General features: G+C 67.8%; 20 protein-coding genes and 3 tRNA genes. 11 read left to right on the top strand and 12 right to left on the bottom strand.

Annotated elements, in window-relative coordinates:
- Positions 1-42 precede the first annotated feature (42 nt).
- Both ACKN61_RS11320 and ACKN61_RS11325 read left to right on the top strand, forming a co-directional pair.
- Positions 43-118: transfer RNA gene (locus ACKN61_RS11320), tRNA-Ala, on the top strand.
- A 55-nt stretch (positions 119-173) separates the two neighbouring features.
- Positions 174-249: transfer RNA gene (locus ACKN61_RS11325), tRNA-Glu, on the top strand.
- Between the two features lie 247 nt (positions 250-496).
- Here ACKN61_RS11325 and ACKN61_RS11330 read toward each other — a convergent pair.
- Genes ACKN61_RS11330 through ACKN61_RS11355 form a run of 6 tightly spaced genes read right to left on the bottom strand, consistent with a single transcriptional unit; the run spans position 497 to position 6,373 of the window.
- On the bottom strand, positions 497-1,210 hold the full coding sequence (locus ACKN61_RS11330; protein ID WP_408953526.1) for a hypothetical protein: 714 nt from the start codon (positions 1,208-1,210) through the stop codon (positions 497-499).
- Between the two features lie 32 nt (positions 1,211-1,242).
- The gene (locus tag ACKN61_RS11335; protein ID WP_408953527.1) at positions 1,243-2,130 is read right to left on the bottom strand and encodes an STM4011 family radical SAM protein; all 888 of its coding nucleotides are present in this window, start codon (positions 2,128-2,130) and stop codon (positions 1,243-1,245) included.
- A 4-nt stretch (positions 2,131-2,134) separates the two neighbouring features.
- On the bottom strand, positions 2,135-3,508 hold the full coding sequence (locus ACKN61_RS11340) for an STM4012 family radical SAM protein (RefSeq protein ID WP_408953528.1): 1,374 nt from the start codon (positions 3,506-3,508) through the stop codon (positions 2,135-2,137).
- A complete protein-coding gene (locus tag ACKN61_RS11345) occupies positions 3,505-4,323 on the bottom strand; it encodes an STM4013/SEN3800 family hydrolase (protein ID WP_408953529.1) in 819 nt (272 codons plus the stop codon). The genes ACKN61_RS11340 and ACKN61_RS11345 overlap by 4 nt, the downstream gene beginning before the upstream one ends.
- Entirely contained in the window at positions 4,316-5,437 is a 1,122-nt protein-coding gene (locus ACKN61_RS11350) for an STM4014 family protein (RefSeq protein WP_408953805.1), read from the bottom strand. Before ACKN61_RS11350 ends, ACKN61_RS11345 begins: the two co-directional genes overlap by 8 nt.
- Positions 5,438-5,461: 24 nt before the next feature.
- On the bottom strand, positions 5,462-6,373 hold the full coding sequence (locus tag ACKN61_RS11355; protein ID WP_408953530.1) for an STM4015 family protein: 912 nt from the start codon (positions 6,371-6,373) through the stop codon (positions 5,462-5,464).
- Between the two features lie 193 nt (positions 6,374-6,566).
- Between ACKN61_RS11355 and phaE the strand changes: the two genes are divergently transcribed.
- From phaE to ACKN61_RS11385, 6 genes are all read left to right on the top strand, one after another.
- Positions 6,567-7,781, top strand: a complete 1,215-nt coding sequence (gene phaE / locus ACKN61_RS11360) for a class III poly(R)-hydroxyalkanoic acid synthase subunit PhaE (RefSeq protein WP_408953531.1) — start codon at positions 6,567-6,569, stop codon at positions 7,779-7,781.
- Between the two features lies 1 nt (position 7,782).
- Complete coding sequence (locus ACKN61_RS11365; RefSeq protein ID WP_408953532.1) at positions 7,783-8,853, top strand: class III poly(R)-hydroxyalkanoic acid synthase subunit PhaC; 1,071 nt, start codon at positions 7,783-7,785, stop codon at positions 8,851-8,853.
- A 168-nt stretch (positions 8,854-9,021) separates the two neighbouring features.
- The gene (locus tag ACKN61_RS11370; protein WP_408953533.1) at positions 9,022-9,747 is read left to right on the top strand and encodes an SGNH/GDSL hydrolase family protein; all 726 of its coding nucleotides are present in this window, start codon (positions 9,022-9,024) and stop codon (positions 9,745-9,747) included.
- Positions 9,748-9,755: 8 nt separating this feature from the next.
- Positions 9,756-10,169 carry a DUF5329 domain-containing protein gene (locus tag ACKN61_RS11375; protein ID WP_408953534.1) on the top strand — a complete coding sequence of 138 codons (414 nt, stop codon included), beginning with the start codon at positions 9,756-9,758 and terminating at the stop codon, positions 10,167-10,169.
- A 46-nt stretch (positions 10,170-10,215) separates the two neighbouring features.
- A complete protein-coding gene (locus ACKN61_RS11380; RefSeq protein WP_408953535.1) occupies positions 10,216-10,419 on the top strand; it encodes a PspC domain-containing protein in 204 nt (67 codons plus the stop codon).
- Between the two features lie 39 nt (positions 10,420-10,458).
- Positions 10,459-10,863 (top strand): hypothetical protein, encoded by a 405-nt coding sequence (locus ACKN61_RS11385; RefSeq protein WP_223619621.1) that lies wholly within the window; start codon positions 10,459-10,461, stop codon positions 10,861-10,863.
- 322 nt (positions 10,864-11,185) lie between these two features.
- On the opposite strand, the gene ACKN61_RS11390 is transcribed toward ACKN61_RS11385, so the two are convergent.
- Complete coding sequence (locus tag ACKN61_RS11390; RefSeq protein ID WP_408953536.1) at positions 11,186-11,983, bottom strand: NRDE family protein; 798 nt, start codon at positions 11,981-11,983, stop codon at positions 11,186-11,188.
- Between the two features lie 51 nt (positions 11,984-12,034).
- Here ACKN61_RS11390 and ACKN61_RS11395 point away from each other — a divergent pair, with 51 nt between their 5' ends.
- The 3 genes from ACKN61_RS11395 to ACKN61_RS11405 all read left to right on the top strand — a co-directional run bounded on the left by ACKN61_RS11395 (position 12,035) and on the right by ACKN61_RS11405 (position 13,083).
- Positions 12,035-12,502, top strand: a complete 468-nt coding sequence (locus ACKN61_RS11395) for a hypothetical protein (RefSeq protein WP_408953537.1) — start codon at positions 12,035-12,037, stop codon at positions 12,500-12,502.
- A gap of 5 nt (positions 12,503-12,507) precedes the next feature.
- The gene (locus tag ACKN61_RS11400) at positions 12,508-12,684 is read left to right on the top strand and encodes a hypothetical protein (protein ID WP_408953538.1); all 177 of its coding nucleotides are present in this window, start codon (positions 12,508-12,510) and stop codon (positions 12,682-12,684) included.
- 312 nt (positions 12,685-12,996) lie between these two features.
- Positions 12,997-13,083: transfer RNA gene (locus ACKN61_RS11405), tRNA-Leu, on the top strand.
- 174 nt (positions 13,084-13,257) lie between these two features.
- On the opposite strand, the gene ACKN61_RS11410 is transcribed toward ACKN61_RS11405, so the two are convergent.
- From ACKN61_RS11410 to ACKN61_RS11430, 5 genes are all read right to left on the bottom strand, one after another.
- A complete protein-coding gene (locus ACKN61_RS11410; RefSeq protein WP_408953539.1) occupies positions 13,258-13,710 on the bottom strand; it encodes a DUF2214 family protein in 453 nt (150 codons plus the stop codon).
- A gap of 192 nt (positions 13,711-13,902) precedes the next feature.
- A complete protein-coding gene (locus ACKN61_RS11415) occupies positions 13,903-14,499 on the bottom strand; it encodes a cysteine dioxygenase (RefSeq protein WP_408953540.1) in 597 nt (198 codons plus the stop codon).
- A 21-nt stretch (positions 14,500-14,520) separates the two neighbouring features.
- On the bottom strand, positions 14,521-15,663 hold the full coding sequence (locus tag ACKN61_RS11420; protein WP_408953541.1) for a homoserine O-acetyltransferase: 1,143 nt from the start codon (positions 15,661-15,663) through the stop codon (positions 14,521-14,523).
- Between the two features lie 237 nt (positions 15,664-15,900).
- Positions 15,901-16,914 (bottom strand): tetratricopeptide repeat protein, encoded by a 1,014-nt coding sequence (locus ACKN61_RS11425; protein WP_408953806.1) that lies wholly within the window; start codon positions 16,912-16,914, stop codon positions 15,901-15,903.
- 26 nt (positions 16,915-16,940) lie between these two features.
- Entirely contained in the window at positions 16,941-17,387 is a 447-nt protein-coding gene (locus tag ACKN61_RS11430; RefSeq protein WP_408953807.1) for a cytochrome c-type biogenesis protein CcmH, read from the bottom strand.
- Between the last annotated feature and the right edge of the window lie 117 nt (positions 17,388-17,504).

A 17,504-nucleotide genomic window follows, 5' to 3' on the forward strand; every position in this document is an offset into this window, starting at 1 on the left:
CATCGCTGAACGCCCGCTAAGATGTTCGTCTTTCCAGCACGTGGGGCCATAGCTCAGCTGGGAGAGCGCTACAATGGCATTGTAGAGGTCGCCGGTTCGATCCCGGCTGGCTCCACCACTCTTCGGAACTGAAAGGGTTTCCGGACGAGTTAGCTGCAAGAACAACAAGTTTTGTCCCCATCGTCTAGAGGCCTAGGACATTACCCTTTCACGGTAGCGACCGGGGTTCGAATCCCCGTGGGGACGCCAAACACGAATCAGGGCTCGGGAAACCGGGCCCTGATTTGTTTTGCGTGTCTGTCGTTCGCACGCGCCGAATCGGCCGGCGAATCACTTAGAGAATCTCCCTTCCGAGTTACGAAGCTAAGTCGCTCGATCTCGATGATCGAACGCATGTCGAAGCATTCGCCATATACGCATCGCGTTTCGATCGCGCGATGCCCAGCGGTCGATATGCGATGGCAACGGCGGCGATCGCGCGTCGCCGCACACGAACTTACTCCGCGCTCTTCTTCAACATGCCGTCGGTAACCACATCGATGACGTCGGCGTAGCTGCCGGTTAGCCACGGCTGGCCGTTGCCGCCGTAGAGATTGAGCACGCCGTCGATCTCGCGCGTGCCGGCGGCGGTTTCGAACGAGCGACGGTAGCGGTCGAAACCGTCGACCAGGAAGTCGGTGGTGACGGCTTTCGGATCGTCGTTTTCGCTCGCCAGCAATTGCTCGATGCTCTGGTCGAGCACCGGCACTTTGCAGCGATAGGCGACTTTGGCGATGCGTTGGTTCTCGACCGCGTCGTTCGCAGTTTCCTCGCGCGACAGCGCGCGGCATTCGGCGCCGGCGACGGCGGCATGCTGGGCCAGCATCGCGGCGACGATCGCCGGTTTGGCGCGCGCCGGGTCGACCTTGGGCAAGGATTTGAGCAGGGTGTCGGCGTACTCCTCGTACATCGGCTGCATGAGGCCGGGCACGGTCGCCAGGTATTCGATGTTCAGCGCTTCCTTGCCGTCGAATGCGGGCTGCAGGTAGTCGTTGAGTCGCTTGCCGGCCTCGACGTCGTTGCGCAGGGCGAGGCGCAGATAGAGTTCGGCCACCCGTTCGGGTGTCATCTCGGCGTTGGCCGAGGCCGGCGCCGCGTAAACAGGGGTAGCGAGGACGGCTGCCGCGAGTGCGGCGGCGAGGGCGAGCTTCGAGGTCCATCGTGACGGCATGGCGCTTCCTTTGCGTGGATCGGGCGGATGGGTCAGGCCGGCCGTGCGACACCGAAACCACGGGGCGAGCCCGCGAATGCGGGAATGCGTTCGAGCACGCCGCCGGCGTAGTCGCGCTGGAACGGCAGGTCGGGGCGATGCGCGTAGCCGATGTAACAGTCGCAACGCGAGTTCGGACAGCTGCGGGCGCGCAGTTGCGCGGCGTAGCTGCCGTCGTACAGGTTGCCGAGCGGTTCGGCGACGAAGTGGCAGCGCTTGACGTTGCCGTCGCCGTCGACCGAGACCACGCTTTCGCCGGTCAGGCAGGGCGCGCCGAGACTCGGCGCCGGGTCGAGGTTGTAGCGGAAGTGCGGGTCGATGCATTGCAGGCGCTCGATCTGAGCCTCGTCGTAGTAACCCGGCGGACGCTCGTCATAGGCGTTGAGCCACAGCGGCGTGTGCGCCGGTAGTTCGGCCCGCAGCGCTTCGATTTCGTCCAGGTGCTCGTGCAGGGCGACCATGCCGACGCTGTGGCGCACGCCGCGGCGCGCGAGTTCGCGGCAGCGGGCGAGGAAGGCCGCGCGGCTGACCTGGGTCGGGTGATAGGTGCACCACAAGGCGAGCGTGCGGGTATCGACGTCGTCGAGCCAACGCATGCCGACGCACAGGTTGGTCTGGATGGCGACCCGGCGCACCTGCGGCAGGTGGCTCAAGCGGGTCATCGCGTCGCGGTAGTGGCGGCGCACCAGGCCTTCGCCCCAGGGCGTGAACAGGATCGACAGGTCCATGCGCTGCTGCGTCGCCCAATCGACGAAACGCGCCAGGTCGTCGGCGTCGCGACGCAGGGCGGCGCGGCTGTCGTAGGTCTTCGCGAACGGGCAGTAAGCGCACTCGTAGTTGCAACTGCTGAGCCGGCCGCGATAGAGCAGGGACAGGTGCATGCGCTCAGCCGAGACGGTAGTCGTGCATGCGCTCGGCGATGCGCGCCGAGGTCAGCCAGGGGCCGATGGTGTCGGCGCGGGCGAGGCCGGCGTCGGTGAGGGCGAGCATCGTCTCGTCGCCGTGGGCCAGGTCGAGGTCGAGCAGATCGCGCAGCTGCGGCAAGTCGTCGAGGCAGTCGGCGCCGAAACGGCGGCGGTAGTCGTCGCGGTCCAGGCCCGGGCGGATCAGCAGGGATTGGATGACGTGGCGGCGCCGGCGTTCGTCGTCGTCGAGCTCGATGCCGTAGTCGGCATAGGCGAACGAGGCCGGGTCGCGGGCGAGGTAGTGGTCGAGGATCTCGGCGACGCTGCGCCGGGCTACACCGTACTCGCTGGAGTAGTGCAGGGTGCCGGTGTACGAGCGCGCACCGCAGCCGACCCCGACCATGCCGTCGCTCTGGCAGCAATAAACCGGCGCGGCGATGTCCGGCGAATGCGGGGCGCGGAACATGCGCATCGAGACCTGGGTGTAGCCGGCTGCGAGCAGATGGTCGCGGCCGGCCTCGTACAGCGCCAGGCGCGTGTCCAAGGGTTCGGGTTGCAGGGCGAACCCGGGCTTGGCGCCGGCCTTGGCCTCGATCCGGCCCAGGCCGGTCAGCGGCCGCACGTACAGCGGATACAGATAGATCTCCTCGGGCTGATGCGCCAGGGCACTGTCGATCGAGGCGAGAAAACTCGTCACCGTCTGCCCGGCGATGCCGTAGATCAGGTCTAGGTTGAGGATCGGGAAGGCCTCGGCGCGGATCGTCGCGATCGCGCGCTCGACCACCTCTCGCTGTTGCGGCCGCACCAGCGAGCGCACCTCGGCATCGCTGAAGCTCTGGATGCCCATGCTGACCCGGTCGATGCCGGCTTCGCGGCAGACCCGCAGCTTGTCGGCATCGACGGTTTCCGGCGACACCTCAATGCCGGCCGGCGTGGTCTTCAAGTCGATCGAGGCGTGGCGCTCGACCATCGCGAATACCCTGCGCAACTGGTCGACGTCGAGGTAGGTCGGGGTGCCGCCGCCGAGCGCGAAACGCACGAAACGGTGATCGCCGAGCGCCCGCGCGGTGGCCTGCAGCTGCCGCTCCATCTGGTCGAGATAGGCGTCGACCTTGGCCGGTTCCGGCCGCGCCAGCGCGAACAGATTACAGAAGCCGCAGCGGTAGGAGCAGAACGGGATGTGCAGGTACAGAAACAGCGCATCGCGGCGTTCGCCGGCCCACAACTGCGACAAGGGCTGCGCCGGTTGGATCGGGCGATAGGCGGTCTTGTGCGGGTAGGAATACGAGTACGCCTGGTAGGGCGGCAAGTTGAGCAGGTCGGCGAGGCCGGGCGAAGCAAGGGGAGCGGTCATGGCGTGAGTATGAAATGCGCGTAGGGCACGGTCATCACCACTTCGTGGGCGAGGCGATGGCCGTGGTAGCCGTCCTCGCCGTAGGCGGTGCCGTGGTCGGAGCAGGCGATGACGAAGGCGCGTCCGCGTTCGCGCAAGGCGGCGAACAAAGGCGCGAGCGCGGCGTCGACGTAGCGCAGGGCGGCGCAATGGCTGTCGTAGCCGTCGTGCTCGGCGCCGGCGAGGTAATGGCGATTGGGCTGGTGCAGGGCGGAGACGTTGATGAAGACGAAGCAGCGGGTATCGCGCAGTTCCTCGCTGAGCAAGCGTGCGCAGGCCAGCGCGACCTGGCGCTCGGTGGAGTCCACCGCGGTGACGCCGAAACCCGGCTCCCAGTGGCTCTCGTCGAACAAGCCCGGCAGTTGCGAACCGAGCGGGTTGCGCTTGTTGAAGAAGCCGACCCCGCCGATGCAGATCGTGCGATAGCCGGCGTCGCGCAGGCCGGAGACGATGTCGGCGCGGTCGCGGAACACGTAGGTGTGGGCGGCGGTGGTTTCGCTGCCTTCGAAGTCGAGCGCGAACAAGCGCGGATGCGGGCCGGGCGAGGCCGGGGTCGGCAGGAAGCCGGCGAAGAACGCCGCGTGCGCGGCATAAGTGAAGCTGCCCGGCGTGTGCCGGCGCTCCCACCCGCCCGGAGGCAAATGCGGTCCGAGCACCGGCAGTTCGCCGCGCTCGAAGCAGGCTTGGGCGGCGTCGTAGCGCAAGGTGTCGAGGGTGATCAGGACCAGGTCGTGATCGCCGACGATGGCGCGCATGTCGGGCAGGGCATCAGGCATGGGCGAGGCTTCGTTGCGGGCCGGTCGTGGTGTGCGGCGAGGGCGTCAGCGCGGCCTGATCGTCGTAGGTGCCGCGACCCTGCCACAGCAGGTTGGGCAGCAGGTCGCCGAAGGCATTGGCTTCGAGCAGCCAACTGCGGTGGCCGCGCAGGATCAGGTCGAAGCCGATCATGCGGCTGCGCGGGAACACGCCGGCGGCACGCTCGCTCGCGCTTTCCAGCGCCTGCATCGAGTCCGTATCGAGCCAGGCCTCCAGCGCGCCGCGGCGGTTGCCCAAGTGCAGATTGGTCAACGGCCTTCGGCTGACCCGGGCGACGCGTTGCCGTGGCTGGCCGTCGAGAGCGACTACGCGCAGGTCGTAGTGTCCGCCGAGGGCATCGGGCGCGCGCGGCTTCGGTATCCAGCGCTCGGCGTATGCGTCTTGTGCGGCGAGGCGGTCGACAAGGCGGGCGATGTCGCGCGTGGCGGTGTAACGACGCGGGCGCAGCGAATTGAACACGCGGACATGCCCGCCGCTTTCGACCAGTTCGGCCGAGCCGTAGGCGATCTCGCGGCCGGCGCGGTTGCGCCGATACGCCAACACGCCGGCGCCCGAGGAACCGTAGCGCGCCTTGACGAAGGCCTGGTCGCAGCCGGTATCGCGCAAACGTTCGCGCAGTTGCTCGTAACCGGCGATCGGACCGAGCAGCGGCGGCACCTCGATCCCGGCCGCGATCAAGCGCTGCTGGCAGGCCAGTTTGTCGCTCATGCAGGCGATGTCGTCGGGCGGGTTGAGGTAGGCGGCCTCGGCCGGCAGCGAGCGCAGCAGATCGGCGAAGCCGGCGTACCAGTAATGCTGATAGGCGAGTTCGCCATGTTCGAGCGGTTGCGGCGCCGGGCCGGGCGCGCCGAGCCGATGCCAGCCGCGTTCGATCAGGGCGGCGTGCAGGGTCGGCGTTTCGCCGGGCGATTCCAGCTTGACCATAGCGCCGCGATGGCCGCCGATCGCCTCGGCGGCGCGTTCCGGCGCGCTCAGCAGGGTCTGGTAGTCGACGACCTCGGCCGCAGGCAGGCCGCGCTCGCGTAAGGCCTGCTGCAATCCCTGGACCCGGCGGCTGGTGCGCGGGCCGAACAGCAGCCAGGGGGTGGCGGACACGTCTTACTCGGCGACTGCGACGTAGCGCTCGCCGTCGTCCTCGTCTTCATGCTCGTCGAGCACCACTTCGCAGGGCAGGCTGGCGAGTTTCTGCTGCCATTCCGGCGAGATGTAGTGGTGGCTCAGGTTGATGCGTTCGATGCCGCCGAGGTTCGGGCTTTCGAACAGGGCCTGCGCACCGACGTCGCCGATGGTGCCCAGTGACAGGTCGAGGGTCTGCAAGCCGCCCAGCCAGGGCTGCGCGGCCAGCCATACGGCAAGCTCGTCGCTGATGCTGGCGTTGCGCAGGCCCAGGTAACGCAGGCGCTCGGGCTGGATCGCGGTGAACAGGCGCTGATAGGTCGCTAGGTCGCCGTCGTAGCCGTAGTTGTCGTCGCCGAGCCACAGTTCGAGGTGGTGCAGCGCGGGCAGCTTGGAGCCGGCGAGGGCGTCGACGATCTTCGACGGCAGGCCGCCGCATTCGATCGCCAGTTCCTGCAGGTGCTCATGCTCGAAGGCCTGCAGTTCCAGGCCGCTGGAACCGCGGATGCGCAGGGATTCCAGCGCCGGATAGGCGGCGAGCAGGGCGTTGTACGAGGTCTGGATGATCCAGGAGATCTCGCAGTCTTCGTACGTCATGTCGCCCACGAACAGCCCCTTGAGCGCGGGCAGTTCGGCGCGGCGTTCGATCAGCAGGTCGAGATAGCCTGACGGGCCTTCGTCGTGGGCTTCGCTCCAGGGGCCGATGACCAGTGCATCGAGCGTGCCCGGGTCGACCTGCGACAGCAGACTGCCGAGCAGATCGCCCTGGCTTTCGGCGCTGTCGTAGTCCTGGTGCAGGCGGTAGACGACGTCGCCGCCGGCGGGCGTCTCGCCCATGCTGAAGTTGACGATGCGCTTGCCGCGGTAGATCTGCGAATACTCGCCAATGGCCACGAGTGGCTCCTTGCCTGAATGTGCCGCAAGCATACCCAAGCCCGGGCCGACCGCGTAGCCGCGCGCAGTTTGCGCATCGCGGCGGTCGGCACAGCATCGGCGCATCGACCGGCCCTCATCGCGCGGCCGTGCTGCCGACACAGCGCGCAGCAACAGGCCGTTGCTATGATCGGATCAAATCATGGAGGCGGCGATGGCGAATTTCGGTTTCGGCTCGACTAATCCCGGCGATTTCGGCGCCGGCCCCGATCTGGATGCACTGGCGCGACAGTACTGGAGCGCATGGGGGCAGATGATGCGCGGTGCCGGCGCGCAGCCGTCGCAGCCGTCGGTTCCGGGTTGGAACGAGGCCGTGAACTGGTGGTCGCAACTGGCCAAGGGCGCAAGCCCGCAAGCCGACGAAACCCTGGACCGCTTCAACAGCCAGGCGCGCGGCTGGTTCGGCGAAATCCAGAAGTTGGCGGCGCAGTTCGCCGGCAGCGACGCCTCGGCCGGCGACATCGCCGGGGCCTGGAAACGCGCGCTCGGCGGCAATGCCGCCAATCCCTTCGCCGACGTGTTCGGGGCGATGCGCGGCCCGGGCCAGCAGGATCTGTCGCGTTGGGTCGAGCAGGTCGCGCCGTTTCTGGAGCGCCTGCAAGGCCAGGGCCCATCGATCCTCGGCCTGCCCGCGTTCGGTTTCGCGCGCGAGCACCAGGAGCGCCTGCAGGCGCTGGCCCAGGCGCACGTCGATTACCAGAAGCAAAGCCAGGCCTACCACGCCTTGATGGCCGAAGCCGGCCAGGATGCGTTCTCGCGTTTCGAGGACAAGCTGGCCGAGCGCAGCGAGCCCGGTCGTCAGCTCTCCAGCGCACGCGCGCTGTTCGATCTGTGGATCGATGCGGCCGAGGAAGCCTATGCGCAGATCGCCTTGTCGCCGCGTTTCCGCGACGCGTATGCGGCTCTGGTGAATTCGCAGATGCGCCTGCGCGCCGGCGTGCAGAAGGAAGTCGAGCAGGCCAGCGGCGGCTTCGGCATCCCGACCCGCACCGAGATCGACGCCGCGCACCGCAAGATCGCGCAACTCGAACGCGAATTGCGGCGCCTGCGCGATGAAGTGCAGCAGGCGCGGTCCGCCGGCGCGAACGAGGCGCCGCGCCGGGCCGCGGAAGCGCCGCCCGCATCGGCCCAGCCGGCGGCGAAGCCCGCAGCAAAATCAGCGGCAAAGTCGGCCAAGCCCGCGCCGAAGAAAACCGTCAAGCCGCGCCCGGCCCAGGCCGCGGCGGCCGCCGCCAGCAAGTCGGGCGTTGTGTCGCCGGGCAAGCCCAAGCCGGCGAAGAAGACCGCGATCGCCCGTCCGCAACCGCCGGCCCGGCCCAGCGCCGCCGCCGCGGTGAAGCCGGCCAAGACCACGAAGAAGGCGCGCTGACATGACCTCACCGATCAATTTCAGCGCCGAATACCTGGCCCAGGAAGCGATGCAGGCGCAGAACAAATTGCGCGCCGGGCTGGACTCGCTGCACCAGGTCGGCAACATCGACTACGGCGCGACCGAGCGCGAGGAAGTCTGGCGCGACGGCAAGGTCGTGTTGTATCGCTTCCGCGGCGACAAGGCGCCGACCGCGAAAGTCCCGCTGCTGATCGCCTACGCCCTGGTCAATCGCCCCTACATGGTCGATCTGCAGGCCGACAAGTCGATCGTGCGCGGCCTGCTCGAACGCGGCGAAGACGTCTACATCCTCGACTGGGGTTATCCGGACCGCTCCGACCGCTATCTCGAACTCGAGGACTACATCCAGCGGTTCCTCGGCGGCGCGGTCGACCACCTGCGCCGCGAGTACCGCATGGACGCGATCAACCTGCTCGGCATCTGCCAGGGCGGCGCGTTCTCGCTGTGCTATTCGGCCTTGAACCCGGGCAAGGTGCGCAACCTGATCACCATGGTCACGCCGGTGGATTTCCACACCGACGACAACATGTTGTCGAACTGGACCCGCGGCCTGGACATCGACCAGTTCGTCGACACGCTCGGCAACGTCCCGGCCGACGTCATGAACTGGTGCTACCTCACCTTGAAGCCATGGCGCTTGTTCGTGCAGAAGTACGTCGGCCTGATCGACATCCTCGACGACAAGCGCGCGCTGGAAGACTTCCTGCGCATGGAAAAGTGGATCTTCGACTCGCCCGACCAGGCCGGCGAAGCCTTCCGCCAGTTCATCAAGCAGTTCTACCAGGGCAACGGCTTCGTCAACGGCGGCATCGACATCGGCGGCCGCGCAGTCGACCTGGCCTACATCGGCATGCCGGTGCTGAACATCTTCGCCGAGCAGGACCATCTGGTGCCGCCGGCCGCGTCGCGGGCGCTGGCCAAGTTGGTCGGCACCGAGGATTATTCGGAGCTGTCGTTCCGCGGCGGCCACATCGGCATCTACGTGTCCGGCCGCGCCCAGCGCGAAGTGCCCCAGGCGATCCACGACTGGCTGGCGCAGCGCTCGCGCTGAGGCAGTCGAAAGAACGACAGCGCCCTCGCTACGCGTCGCGAACCGCTCCCTCTCCCGCTGGCGGGAGAGGGCCGGGGTGAGGGCAGGCGAGTCCTGCGCATCGGCCGCCAAGATGCATCGTCCCGCCGGGACGTTTAGTCTCGGCAACTCGTCAGTCAGAGAACGCCCATGCGCCGCATCCTGTTTCCCTTGCTGCTGGCCCTGCTTTGCGCCTGCGCCAGCACCGCGCCGACACCCGAGGCCGCAACGACGCCCGCAGCGGTTCCGGCTGCTGCAGAAACCGCTCCGGCCAGCACCGATTCCAGCCGCTGGGAAACCGACATCCAGGCTTTCGAGCGCGAGGACGCGGTGGTCCGCCGCCGACCCGGCAGCATCGTCTTCGTCGGTAGTTCGTCGATCCGTTACTGGCAAAGCCTGGATACGGATTTCCCCGGCGTGGCCATCATCAATCGCGGCTTCGGCGGGTCGCGCGTCTACGATTCGCTCTACTACGCCGACCGCATCGTCACCCCGTACCAGCCGCGCGCGGTCGTGTTCTATGCCGGCGACAACGACTTGTCCGAAGGCCGCACGCCGGTGCAGGTGCGCGACGACTTCGCCGCTTTCGTCGAGCGCGTGCGTGCCGCCGCGCCGCAGGCGCGGATCGGCTTCATCTCGATCAAGCCCAGCCCCTCGCGCGCGGCCTTGCTGCCGCAGGTGCGCGAAGCGAACGCCCTGGTGCGTGCTTATGCGCAACAAGCCAAGGGCGTGGACTATCTCGACGTCTATACGCCGATGATGCAGGCCTCCGGCGCGCCGCGTCCCGAGCTGTTCCTCGAAGACGCTCTGCACATGAACCGCGGCGGCTACGAAATCTGGACCGACGTGGTCGGCGCCTGGCTGCGTACGATCTAATGTGCCGCATGGACATCGCCCGCACCCGCTTCCGCCTTCCCTTGATCCGCGCCCTGGCCACGGTCGCCTTGCTCGTCGGCTTCGGTGCCGCCCAGGCTGCGCCATCGGCCCAGGCCGAGCGCGAGATCGAGCAGCTGATCCAGGCGCTCGGCAGTTCCTCCTGCCAGTTCGAACGCAACGGCAGCTGGCACGACGCCAAGGCGGCGCAGGCGCATCTGCGCAAGAAGCTGGCCTACCTGCGCAAGCGCGACCTGGCCGACACCGCCGAGCAGTTCATCGAACGCGCGGCCAGCGAAAGCAGCCTCAGCGGCCAGGCCTACCGGGTCCGCTGCGGCGGCGCCCCGCCGGTCGCTTCGGCCGCCTGGCTCAAGGCCCGCCTCGTTCAGCTGCGCGCCAAGCCGGCGACGACGCCATCACCCTGACGCGCTAGACTGATTCCGGGCCCGCAGGAACCCGGAGCACGCCCGGATGAGCAGTACCACGCGAACGTTCTGCCGCTCGCGCCACGATCGCATGATCGCCGGCGTCTGCGGTGGCATCGCCTTGCGGATGCATTGGAATCCGGTGCTGGTGCGCGGCGCTTTCGTCGTCCTGGCCCTGGCCACCTTCCTGCTGCCGGTCGCGCTGCTATACCTGATCCTGTGGCTGTTGATGTCGGAAGAGGGCTGCTGACTGGCTGGCCTGTTGCGAATCGCCGGCGGCACGCTCGGCATGCTCTGGACCTCGCCGATCACGGCGCTGGGTCTGCTCGCCGGCGTCGTCGGCATGCCGTTCGGCGCGCGCCTGCGTTTGCGCCGCAGCGACCTGGCCCTGGTGTTCCAGCATTGGCCGTGGGGGCCGGGCGGGGCGATCACCCTGGGCAACGTCATCCTGCACACCGGCGACAGCCTCGATTCGCCGTGCTTCACCTATGCCCACGACGCCGGCCATGGCGACGAGCCGCCGATCCTGCTCGCCGATCACGAGCGTGCCCATGTCTATCAGTACATGGTGCTGGGGTTGTTGTTCGTGCCGCTGTATCTGATTTGCGGCGGCATCAGCGTGCGCAATCCGTTCGAGCGCGCCGCCGATCGCTACGCCCAGACCGGCCGCGGTTGGTGGCCTTGGTCGAAGTGAATCAGGCGAGGAACGAGTGGTCAGGAGCGAGGAATGAGTAGGTGCCCAGGCTGCGGGCGATCTCTCTCACTCCTGGTTCCTAGCTATTCGTCCCGACTGCTGAACGCGCCGCCGAGCGTCCTGAACAGGTGCGCGTCAGATTTCGCTTACGAAAATTTGATCGGCCGGTAACGCCGGCGGCGGTAACTTACGCCCATCGGAGAACAACCAACGGACGAAAGTCCGATGCAATCGCTCCGATACGGAAGGCCCGGACACCCGAGGAAATCTCGAAGGCCCGGGTCTTCTCATTGCGCGTTTGGTCAGTGCGCGCGCCCGCAACTCAGCTGCGCGGCGACAACGGCAACAGCGTCGCCGATTCGCCGCCGGCCGCGCCATTCGGGCCGAAGCGACGCTCGACGAAGGCGATCGAATCGGCATCGATCAACACCACCGTGCTGCAACGCGTGCCGTAACGCTCGCCCAGCACGAACGGCGGCGACAGCATGCGTTCGAGTTCCAGCCCCACGCCGGTATCGGGCAGAGCCTCGTCGGGCGCGGGCGTGGAGTCGGCAAGCGCCGACAACAGCATTTCCAATTGGTCGGTGCCCGATTGCGGCAGGGTCGATGCCGACGAGTCCAGCCATGACGACAAGGCACGGGTGGCGTGAGTGCTCTTCGGCCACGGTGCGTCGAAGGCGCCGTTCGACATCGCATGCACGCCGGGCGCGACCGGCCCGGCGACGAAATGCGGATGATTGCTGGCGAACATCAAGGCCTCGCCGTCCCATAGCAGCAGATTGAAACGGCCGAACTCGGCCGCGTCGGGACGCAATGCCTCGAGATAATCGGCTGCGCCGATGCGGTCGCGCACGAACTCGCGCACCAGTCCGCCGCGCGATCGCGGTGCGGCCTCGGGATTGAGCCCGGCGCGCACGTTGGTGACCGCGGCGAAGCGGCCCGCGCTCGATGCCATCAGCCAACTGCCGCCCTGGAGCAGGTCGCGGCCGCCGTAGACCTCGGGACTGTCGGGGTCGGGCCCCGCGGCCGCGGTCGGGCGTTGATGGGCCTCGTCGCGATTGGCGATCAAGGCCAGGCGATAGCGGGGGTGATGTTGCCAGGCGAGGGCGATCAGACACATAGCGCCATTCTAGCCGTGCCCGCGCCGCCGCATCGCTCACGGTCGGGGGCGATGCGCAAGCGGCAAGCGTCGCAGCGCCGCCAAGACGAATGGCAGGGGCGTCGCGGCGGACCTGGCCATATTCTGGCCATCGTCTCATCGGCTGAGATCGCTCCGCGTTCTGCTAGCTGGCGCAGAAGGGGAGACGTGTCGATGAATCGTGGTGCCAGGATGTTGCTGCAGTTGTTCGCGCCGGCCTTGGTGATCGCCGCCGGCGGCATCGCGGCCGGTACGGTACTGCTGGAACTGGGCGATACGCCCGCCGGTGCGGCGTTCGCACCGATCGCACGATCGTTGCAGCTCGGCAGCGTATGCGCCGGCTTCACGATGATGATGTATTCATTCTGGCGTCTGTGGCGCTGGGAACGCGGCTTGGAGCCGCAATGCCCTTGTGGCGGTCTGTTGTCGCGGCCCGCGTCGGGCCGTCGTGGCCACACCCGGCGATGCCTGGGCTGTCGTCGAACTCATTCAGAAAACTGATCCCCATGCTCGCAACCGCCGCCGCCATCCGATGCACCGTGACCGCCTGGCAGGCGGCGGCGCGGATGAGCACGGCGGAGCGCGCGGAGTCGGTGGCGGAGCCGCAAGAAACCGGCGATGCCGCGGCCGCTTCGATGACCGCGGCGTTCGGCGCCGAGGACGATGCCGGCGAGCCGAACTGAGTCTCGGTCTGGCGTCGCGATTGGGTGAGCAAGGCAAATTCGCCCGCCTTCTTTCAAAGGGGAGGCTTCAGTGGAGGTCATCGCCGCGAACAGACCTGTGCTGTTCCCCCCTTGATAAAGTGGGGCAGGGGGATTTGCTGTTGTTGTTTGGCTCGCGTGGAAGACGACGGCGAAGCCGAAGCCGGCCCCTTGCCACCCGAGCGGCCGTCGCGCTCCGCGCCCCTTGCCGAACGCGTGTCGGGCTTTGCGGCATCCAACCTCATCAAGACGTGCAGACGCGGAGCGTTTGCCTGGGTATACTGCGCAGCCGCTGCCGGAGTGGCGGAATCGGTAGACGCAGCGGACTCAAAATCCGCCGCCCTTAAAAGCGTGTGGGTTCGAGTCCCACCTCCGGCACCATGAAAAACAAGGGCTTAGCCGCAAGGCTAGGCCCTTTGTTTTTGCCCGCCCCTCGCGCATCGACGGCGGTGCCTAGGCCGATGCCCATGCCGATCCGGCTGCAGTGTCGGGCCCGACGTGGCCCGCCTGCGAGGTGCATCGGGATCGGCAGCCGCGGTGAGGCTGTAGCGGTCTTCAGAAGCCGCCGTAGCGCGCCATTGCCGCGGCCAGCACGAAGATCGTCGCGATCAGGACCAACTCGAAGCGCACGATGCCGCGCATCTTCGCCACTTCGCCGGCATCCGGCAGATAGCCCGGGTCGAGCGACCAGGCCTTGCGCCAGCGCAGGAAACGCACGGTCGGCAGGATCGACAGCAGGCCGACCAGGACGTAGGCGCCGAGCTTGGCGTGGAACCACGGGTTGTGCAGATAGAAATCGTGACCCTTGACGCCGTACCACACGCGCGCCAGGCCGATCAGCAGCAACAGGCCGGCGCAGCCGCCATAGGCGGAGTCGAGACGGGCCAGGCGTTGCAGCACGCCGCCGTCGATGGGGCCGCGCAACAGGATCGATTCGGCGACGAGCATCGACACCAGGGCGAAGATCAGCAGGTGGTGCGAGGCGGCGAGCAACAGGTCGGTCAGCATCGTCTGATCTCCGGGCGGCGGCTGAGAGAGGCAAGAAGCGAACGCGCGAATGCTACCCGGTGCCGGGCGCGCCGGCATGGGCCATCAGCAGGTTGTGTGCGGCGCCGTGAGGGGCCGATGGCGCGTGTGCGCGCCGCTATCAGGCCTGCGGGCGATGCGGTGGTGCGGCGCCGCGGTGCGGCGCACGGCGGCTCAGGCCGCTTCGTCGGTTTCCAGCGATTTGTCGACGCGGCGGAACCACTCGCCGTCGCGCGGCACGAACATCGAGCAGGCTTCCATCGGCGCCTTGTAGATGTGCAGGGACACGGCAACCGAGTCGTTACTGGCGTTGCGGATGGTGTGGTACTCGTGCGGCGGGATCAGGCTGCCGGCGCTGCCCGGGCCGGCGTGCATGCCGCCGGCGGCGCGGAAACGGAAGTTTTCGCCGTTGCGTTCGAGCAATTCGAACTGAGTGATTTCGAGCTCGCCGTCCCACACGCCTTCGACGCACCACAGGCCGCTGTGGTCGTGCATCGGCGTGCCCTGGCCTGGGCCCCAGGTCATCGCCACGACGCTGTAGCCGAGCTGCGGGCTGCGGTAGATCTCGCGCCGGGCGTAGTGATCGTCGATCGGATCGAACACGCAGTCGGGCAGGTGTACGTCGCGGTCGCGGATCATCTTGCACAGGGTGTTGCGCAAGGCGGCGGTGACCGCGTGTTCGTCGCCGGAAGCGACGGCATCGTCGATGGCGGCGACCAGTTTGTCGTGGCCGGGGAAGTCGAGGTCGGGCAGGGCGTCGGTGGCGTTCATGCGGTCCATTCTACGTCTGTCCTAGCGTCCCCGCAGCTCGGCCAGAAATCCTGCGATGGCCGGCCCAAAACGGCCGATGTCGACCAGGAAGGCATCGTGCCCCTGCGGCGATTCCAGCGGCAGGAAGCGCGAATCGGCGCCGCCGGCGCGCAGGCCCTCGGCGATTTCCTGCTGTTGCTGCAAGGGGAACAGGATGTCGGTCTGGACGCCGATCGCCAGGGCTTTCTCGACCCGGATCGCGGCCAGGCCGAGCCGCACCTGTTCATCATTGTCGGCGAGGGTCTGGCCGCAGTAATCGCCCAGGTCGAACCAGTCCATCGAGCGGCTGAGATACAGATAGCAGTTGGGGTCGAAACGGCGGACGAAGCGGCGGGCGTGGCCTTCGAGGTAGCTTTCGACTTCGAATTCGAGCCCGAACGGTTCGTCGTCGGCGCGGTCCGATTCCAGGCGCACGCGGCCGAAGCGGCCGTCCCATTCCAGCGCCGAACGATAGGTGATGACGCCGAGCTTGCGCGCCATGCGCATGCCCGACTCCGGGTAATGCTCGTCGTCGTAGCGGCCCTGGTTCCACTGCGGGTCCAGGCGGATCGCCTCGCGCTGCAGCGAGCGGATCGCGATCGAGAACGGCAAGGCGCGGGCGGCGCCGGAGATATTGATGTGGTTGCGCGCCAGGCCCGGATGACGGATCAACAAGGCCAGCGCGGTCATGCCGCCCATCGAATTGCCGATCACGCAGGCCAGGTGCTCGATGCCGAGCGCGCGCACGACATGGGCGGCCGCATCGGCGCCGTCTTCGACCGACAGCTCGGGGAATTCGAGGCGGTACAGCTCGCCGGTGACCGGGTCGACCGAAGCCGGGCCGGTCGAGCCCTTGCAACTGCCCAGCGAGTTCACGCAGATCACGAACCAGTGCTCGCTGTCGATCGGCTTGCCCGGGCCGAGCATGGCTTCCCACCAGCCCGGTTCCGGATTGCCGGCATTGGCCGCGGCATGCGCGTCGGGCGACAGGCCGGTGACGATCAGGATGGCGTTGTCGCGGGCGGCGTTGAGCTCGCCCCAGGTTTCGTAAGCGATGCGGGCGCCGTGCAGCGCGCCGCCGCGCTTCATCGGGAACGGCGACGGCAGGTCGATGTGGCGGGTGCCGGGCGGTATGAATTCGGTCATGCCTTGCGCTCGTCTGGCCGGCCGTGGGCCGGTGTCCTTGGGGTCGGAGGGGAAGGGCGGAGCGGGAAGCGGAGGCTGGCGAAGTTCGTTTCCTCCGCTCGCCCGCATCGATCGCCGTGCAGCCTAAACCATTGTTTCGGCGTCCGTGGCAGCATCATCCGTTCTGTCGTCATGCGCCCGTTCCGGGGGCGAAACAGGCCTCGTTTCGAGGCCGGGTCCGGACAGGCCCGGCCGCGATCATTCGACCACGCGATCGATCACGATCTCGACCGTACCGCTGTCGGCCACACGCACAGTCGTCGGCGCGGAGGCGAGGTCGCCGGGCTGCGGAATCGCATTGCCCGACGCCGAGACGCGGGCGAGCACCTGAACCTCGCTGAGCTGGGACAGTTTCATGGTCGGCATCGGGCTGTCGCCGTCGTCGAGCCGGACTTCGATCGGGAAATCCTTGGCCGCATGTTTCTCGACCGCGACCGGCATCGGCGCGCCGTTGGTCTGGCGGGCCAGCACGAACAAGCTGGCGTTGGCCGGCAGCTTGGCCGCCAGGGTCGGCGCCAGGCTGACCTTGATCGCGATGCCGGGGCCCGCGCTTGCGGCCACGGCCGTCTTGGCCGGCGCTTGCATCGGTTCCAGCCCGGCCTCCAGGCGCGCGCCGTTGATCTGTTCGAGCAGGCTCGCGGCGGTGCGAGCATCGACCACGGCGAGCAGCGGCTCCCAGGTCTTCGCCGCTTCGGCCGGTTGCTCGGCCTGGCGCTGGGCGATGCCGAGGAACCAACGTGCGCGCTGGTGCATCGGCTGCTGTTGCAAGGCGTGTTGCAGCATGGCCACGGCTTCGGTGTCGAAACGCCGGTCCGGCATCGCCAGCGCACGCGCCTCGGCGGCTTCGGCGAGCAGGTCGGGGTTGTCGGGGGCCAGCTTGACCGCGCGCGCATAGGCATCGCGCGCTTTCGCGCTCAAGCCTTCGGCGGTGTAGGCGCTGGCGAGCAGGCGCCAGCCTTCGATCTGGTTCGGATCGCGTTCCAGCTCGGCTTCGAGCTGGGTCACCGCTTCGGCGAGGGTCTGGGGTGCCTTGACCTGCTGCGGATTGAGCGCGGCCGGCGTGCCGATCGCGAGGTACAGCGCCGCGGTCACCGCCGCCAGCGCCAGGCCGACGCCGGCACCGAGCCACGGTCGCGAGCGCCACAGCGGATACAGGGCGAATCCGAGCGCGAACACGACCAGGGTCGTGCCCGCCACCACGAACATCGTCATCGAGGTCGAACCCATCGCCACGGCCATCACCACTCTTGCTCGTCGTCGTTCGGCGCGGGCGTCGACGCCGCGCTGCGCTGGCGCACGATGCGCGCGACCACGAAGCCGCCGGCCAGCAGCACCAGGGCCGGGCCGAACCATAGCAACCAGGTCTTGGATTCGACCTGCGGCCGGTAGAGCACGAACTCGCCGTAACGCGCGACCAGGAAGTCCTTGATTTGCGCGTCGTCCTTGCCTTGGCGCATCAGGTCCAGCACTTCGCGGCGCAGATCGTGGGCGATCTGCGCGTTGGAATCGGCCAGCGACTGGTTCTGGCACATCACACAGCGCAGCTCGGCGACGAGGGCATGGAAGCGCCGTTCTTCGACGCTGTCGTTGAAGCTCAACGGCACCGGGTCGTTGGCGGGCTGCGCCGTCAGTGGAGCGGCAAGGGCCAGGGTCAGCAGCAGTGCGAGCGAGAGGGGGCGTGCGATTTGGCGCAGCGAGCGGGCGAGGACGGCAAATCCCCCCCGGCCCCCCTTTTTCAAAGGGGGGAGATCTTCGGTGGAGAGCGTCGTCACGGGCGAGACAGGAATGCGTCGGGAGACTGA

Origin of the sequence: Lysobacter sp. Hz25 (assembly GCF_046097045.1) — a bacterium.
Lineage (GTDB): Bacteria > Pseudomonadota > Gammaproteobacteria > Xanthomonadales > Xanthomonadaceae > Lysobacter > Lysobacter antibioticus_B.

What these genes read in the sequence shown, in the direction of transcription:
- ACKN61_RS11400 (WP_408953538.1), top strand. Translation starts at nt 12,508, where the DNA reads ATGCTCGCAACCGCCGCCGCCATCCGATGCACCGTGACCGCCTGGCAG.
- ACKN61_RS11390 (WP_408953536.1), bottom strand. Translation starts at nt 11,983, where the DNA reads ATGTGTCTGATCGCCCTCGCCTGGCAACATCACCCCCGCTATCGCCTG.
- ACKN61_RS11415 (WP_408953540.1), bottom strand. Translation starts at nt 14,499, where the DNA reads ATGAACGCCACCGACGCCCTGCCCGACCTCGACTTCCCCGGCCACGAC.
- ACKN61_RS11420 (WP_408953541.1), bottom strand. Translation starts at nt 15,663, where the DNA reads ATGACCGAATTCATACCGCCCGGCACCCGCCACATCGACCTGCCGTCG.
- ACKN61_RS11425 (WP_408953806.1), bottom strand. Translation starts at nt 16,914, where the DNA reads ATGACGATGTTCGTGGTGGCGGGCACGACCCTGGTCGTGTTCGCGCTC.
- ACKN61_RS11335 (WP_408953527.1), bottom strand. Translation starts at nt 2,130, where the DNA reads ATGCACCTGTCCCTGCTCTATCGCGGCCGGCTCAGCAGTTGCAACTAC.
- ACKN61_RS11380 (WP_408953535.1), top strand. Translation starts at nt 10,216, where the DNA reads ATGAGCAGTACCACGCGAACGTTCTGCCGCTCGCGCCACGATCGCATG.
- ACKN61_RS11370 (WP_408953533.1), top strand. Translation starts at nt 9,022, where the DNA reads ATGCGCCGCATCCTGTTTCCCTTGCTGCTGGCCCTGCTTTGCGCCTGC.
- ACKN61_RS11365 (WP_408953532.1), top strand. Translation starts at nt 7,783, where the DNA reads ATGACCTCACCGATCAATTTCAGCGCCGAATACCTGGCCCAGGAAGCG.
- ACKN61_RS11330 (WP_408953526.1), bottom strand. Translation starts at nt 1,210, where the DNA reads ATGCCGTCACGATGGACCTCGAAGCTCGCCCTCGCCGCCGCACTCGCG.
- ACKN61_RS11385 (WP_223619621.1), top strand. Translation starts at nt 10,459, where the DNA reads ATGCTCTGGACCTCGCCGATCACGGCGCTGGGTCTGCTCGCCGGCGTC.
- ACKN61_RS11340 (WP_408953528.1), bottom strand. Translation starts at nt 3,508, where the DNA reads ATGACCGCTCCCCTTGCTTCGCCCGGCCTCGCCGACCTGCTCAACTTG.
- phaE (WP_408953531.1), top strand. Translation starts at nt 6,567, where the DNA reads ATGGCGAATTTCGGTTTCGGCTCGACTAATCCCGGCGATTTCGGCGCC.
- ACKN61_RS11375 (WP_408953534.1), top strand. Translation starts at nt 9,756, where the DNA reads ATGGACATCGCCCGCACCCGCTTCCGCCTTCCCTTGATCCGCGCCCTG.
- ACKN61_RS11345 (WP_408953529.1), bottom strand. Translation starts at nt 4,323, where the DNA reads ATGCCTGATGCCCTGCCCGACATGCGCGCCATCGTCGGCGATCACGAC.
- ACKN61_RS11410 (WP_408953539.1), bottom strand. Translation starts at nt 13,710, where the DNA reads ATGCTGACCGACCTGTTGCTCGCCGCCTCGCACCACCTGCTGATCTTC.
- ACKN61_RS11395 (WP_408953537.1), top strand. Translation starts at nt 12,035, where the DNA reads ATGCGCAAGCGGCAAGCGTCGCAGCGCCGCCAAGACGAATGGCAGGGG.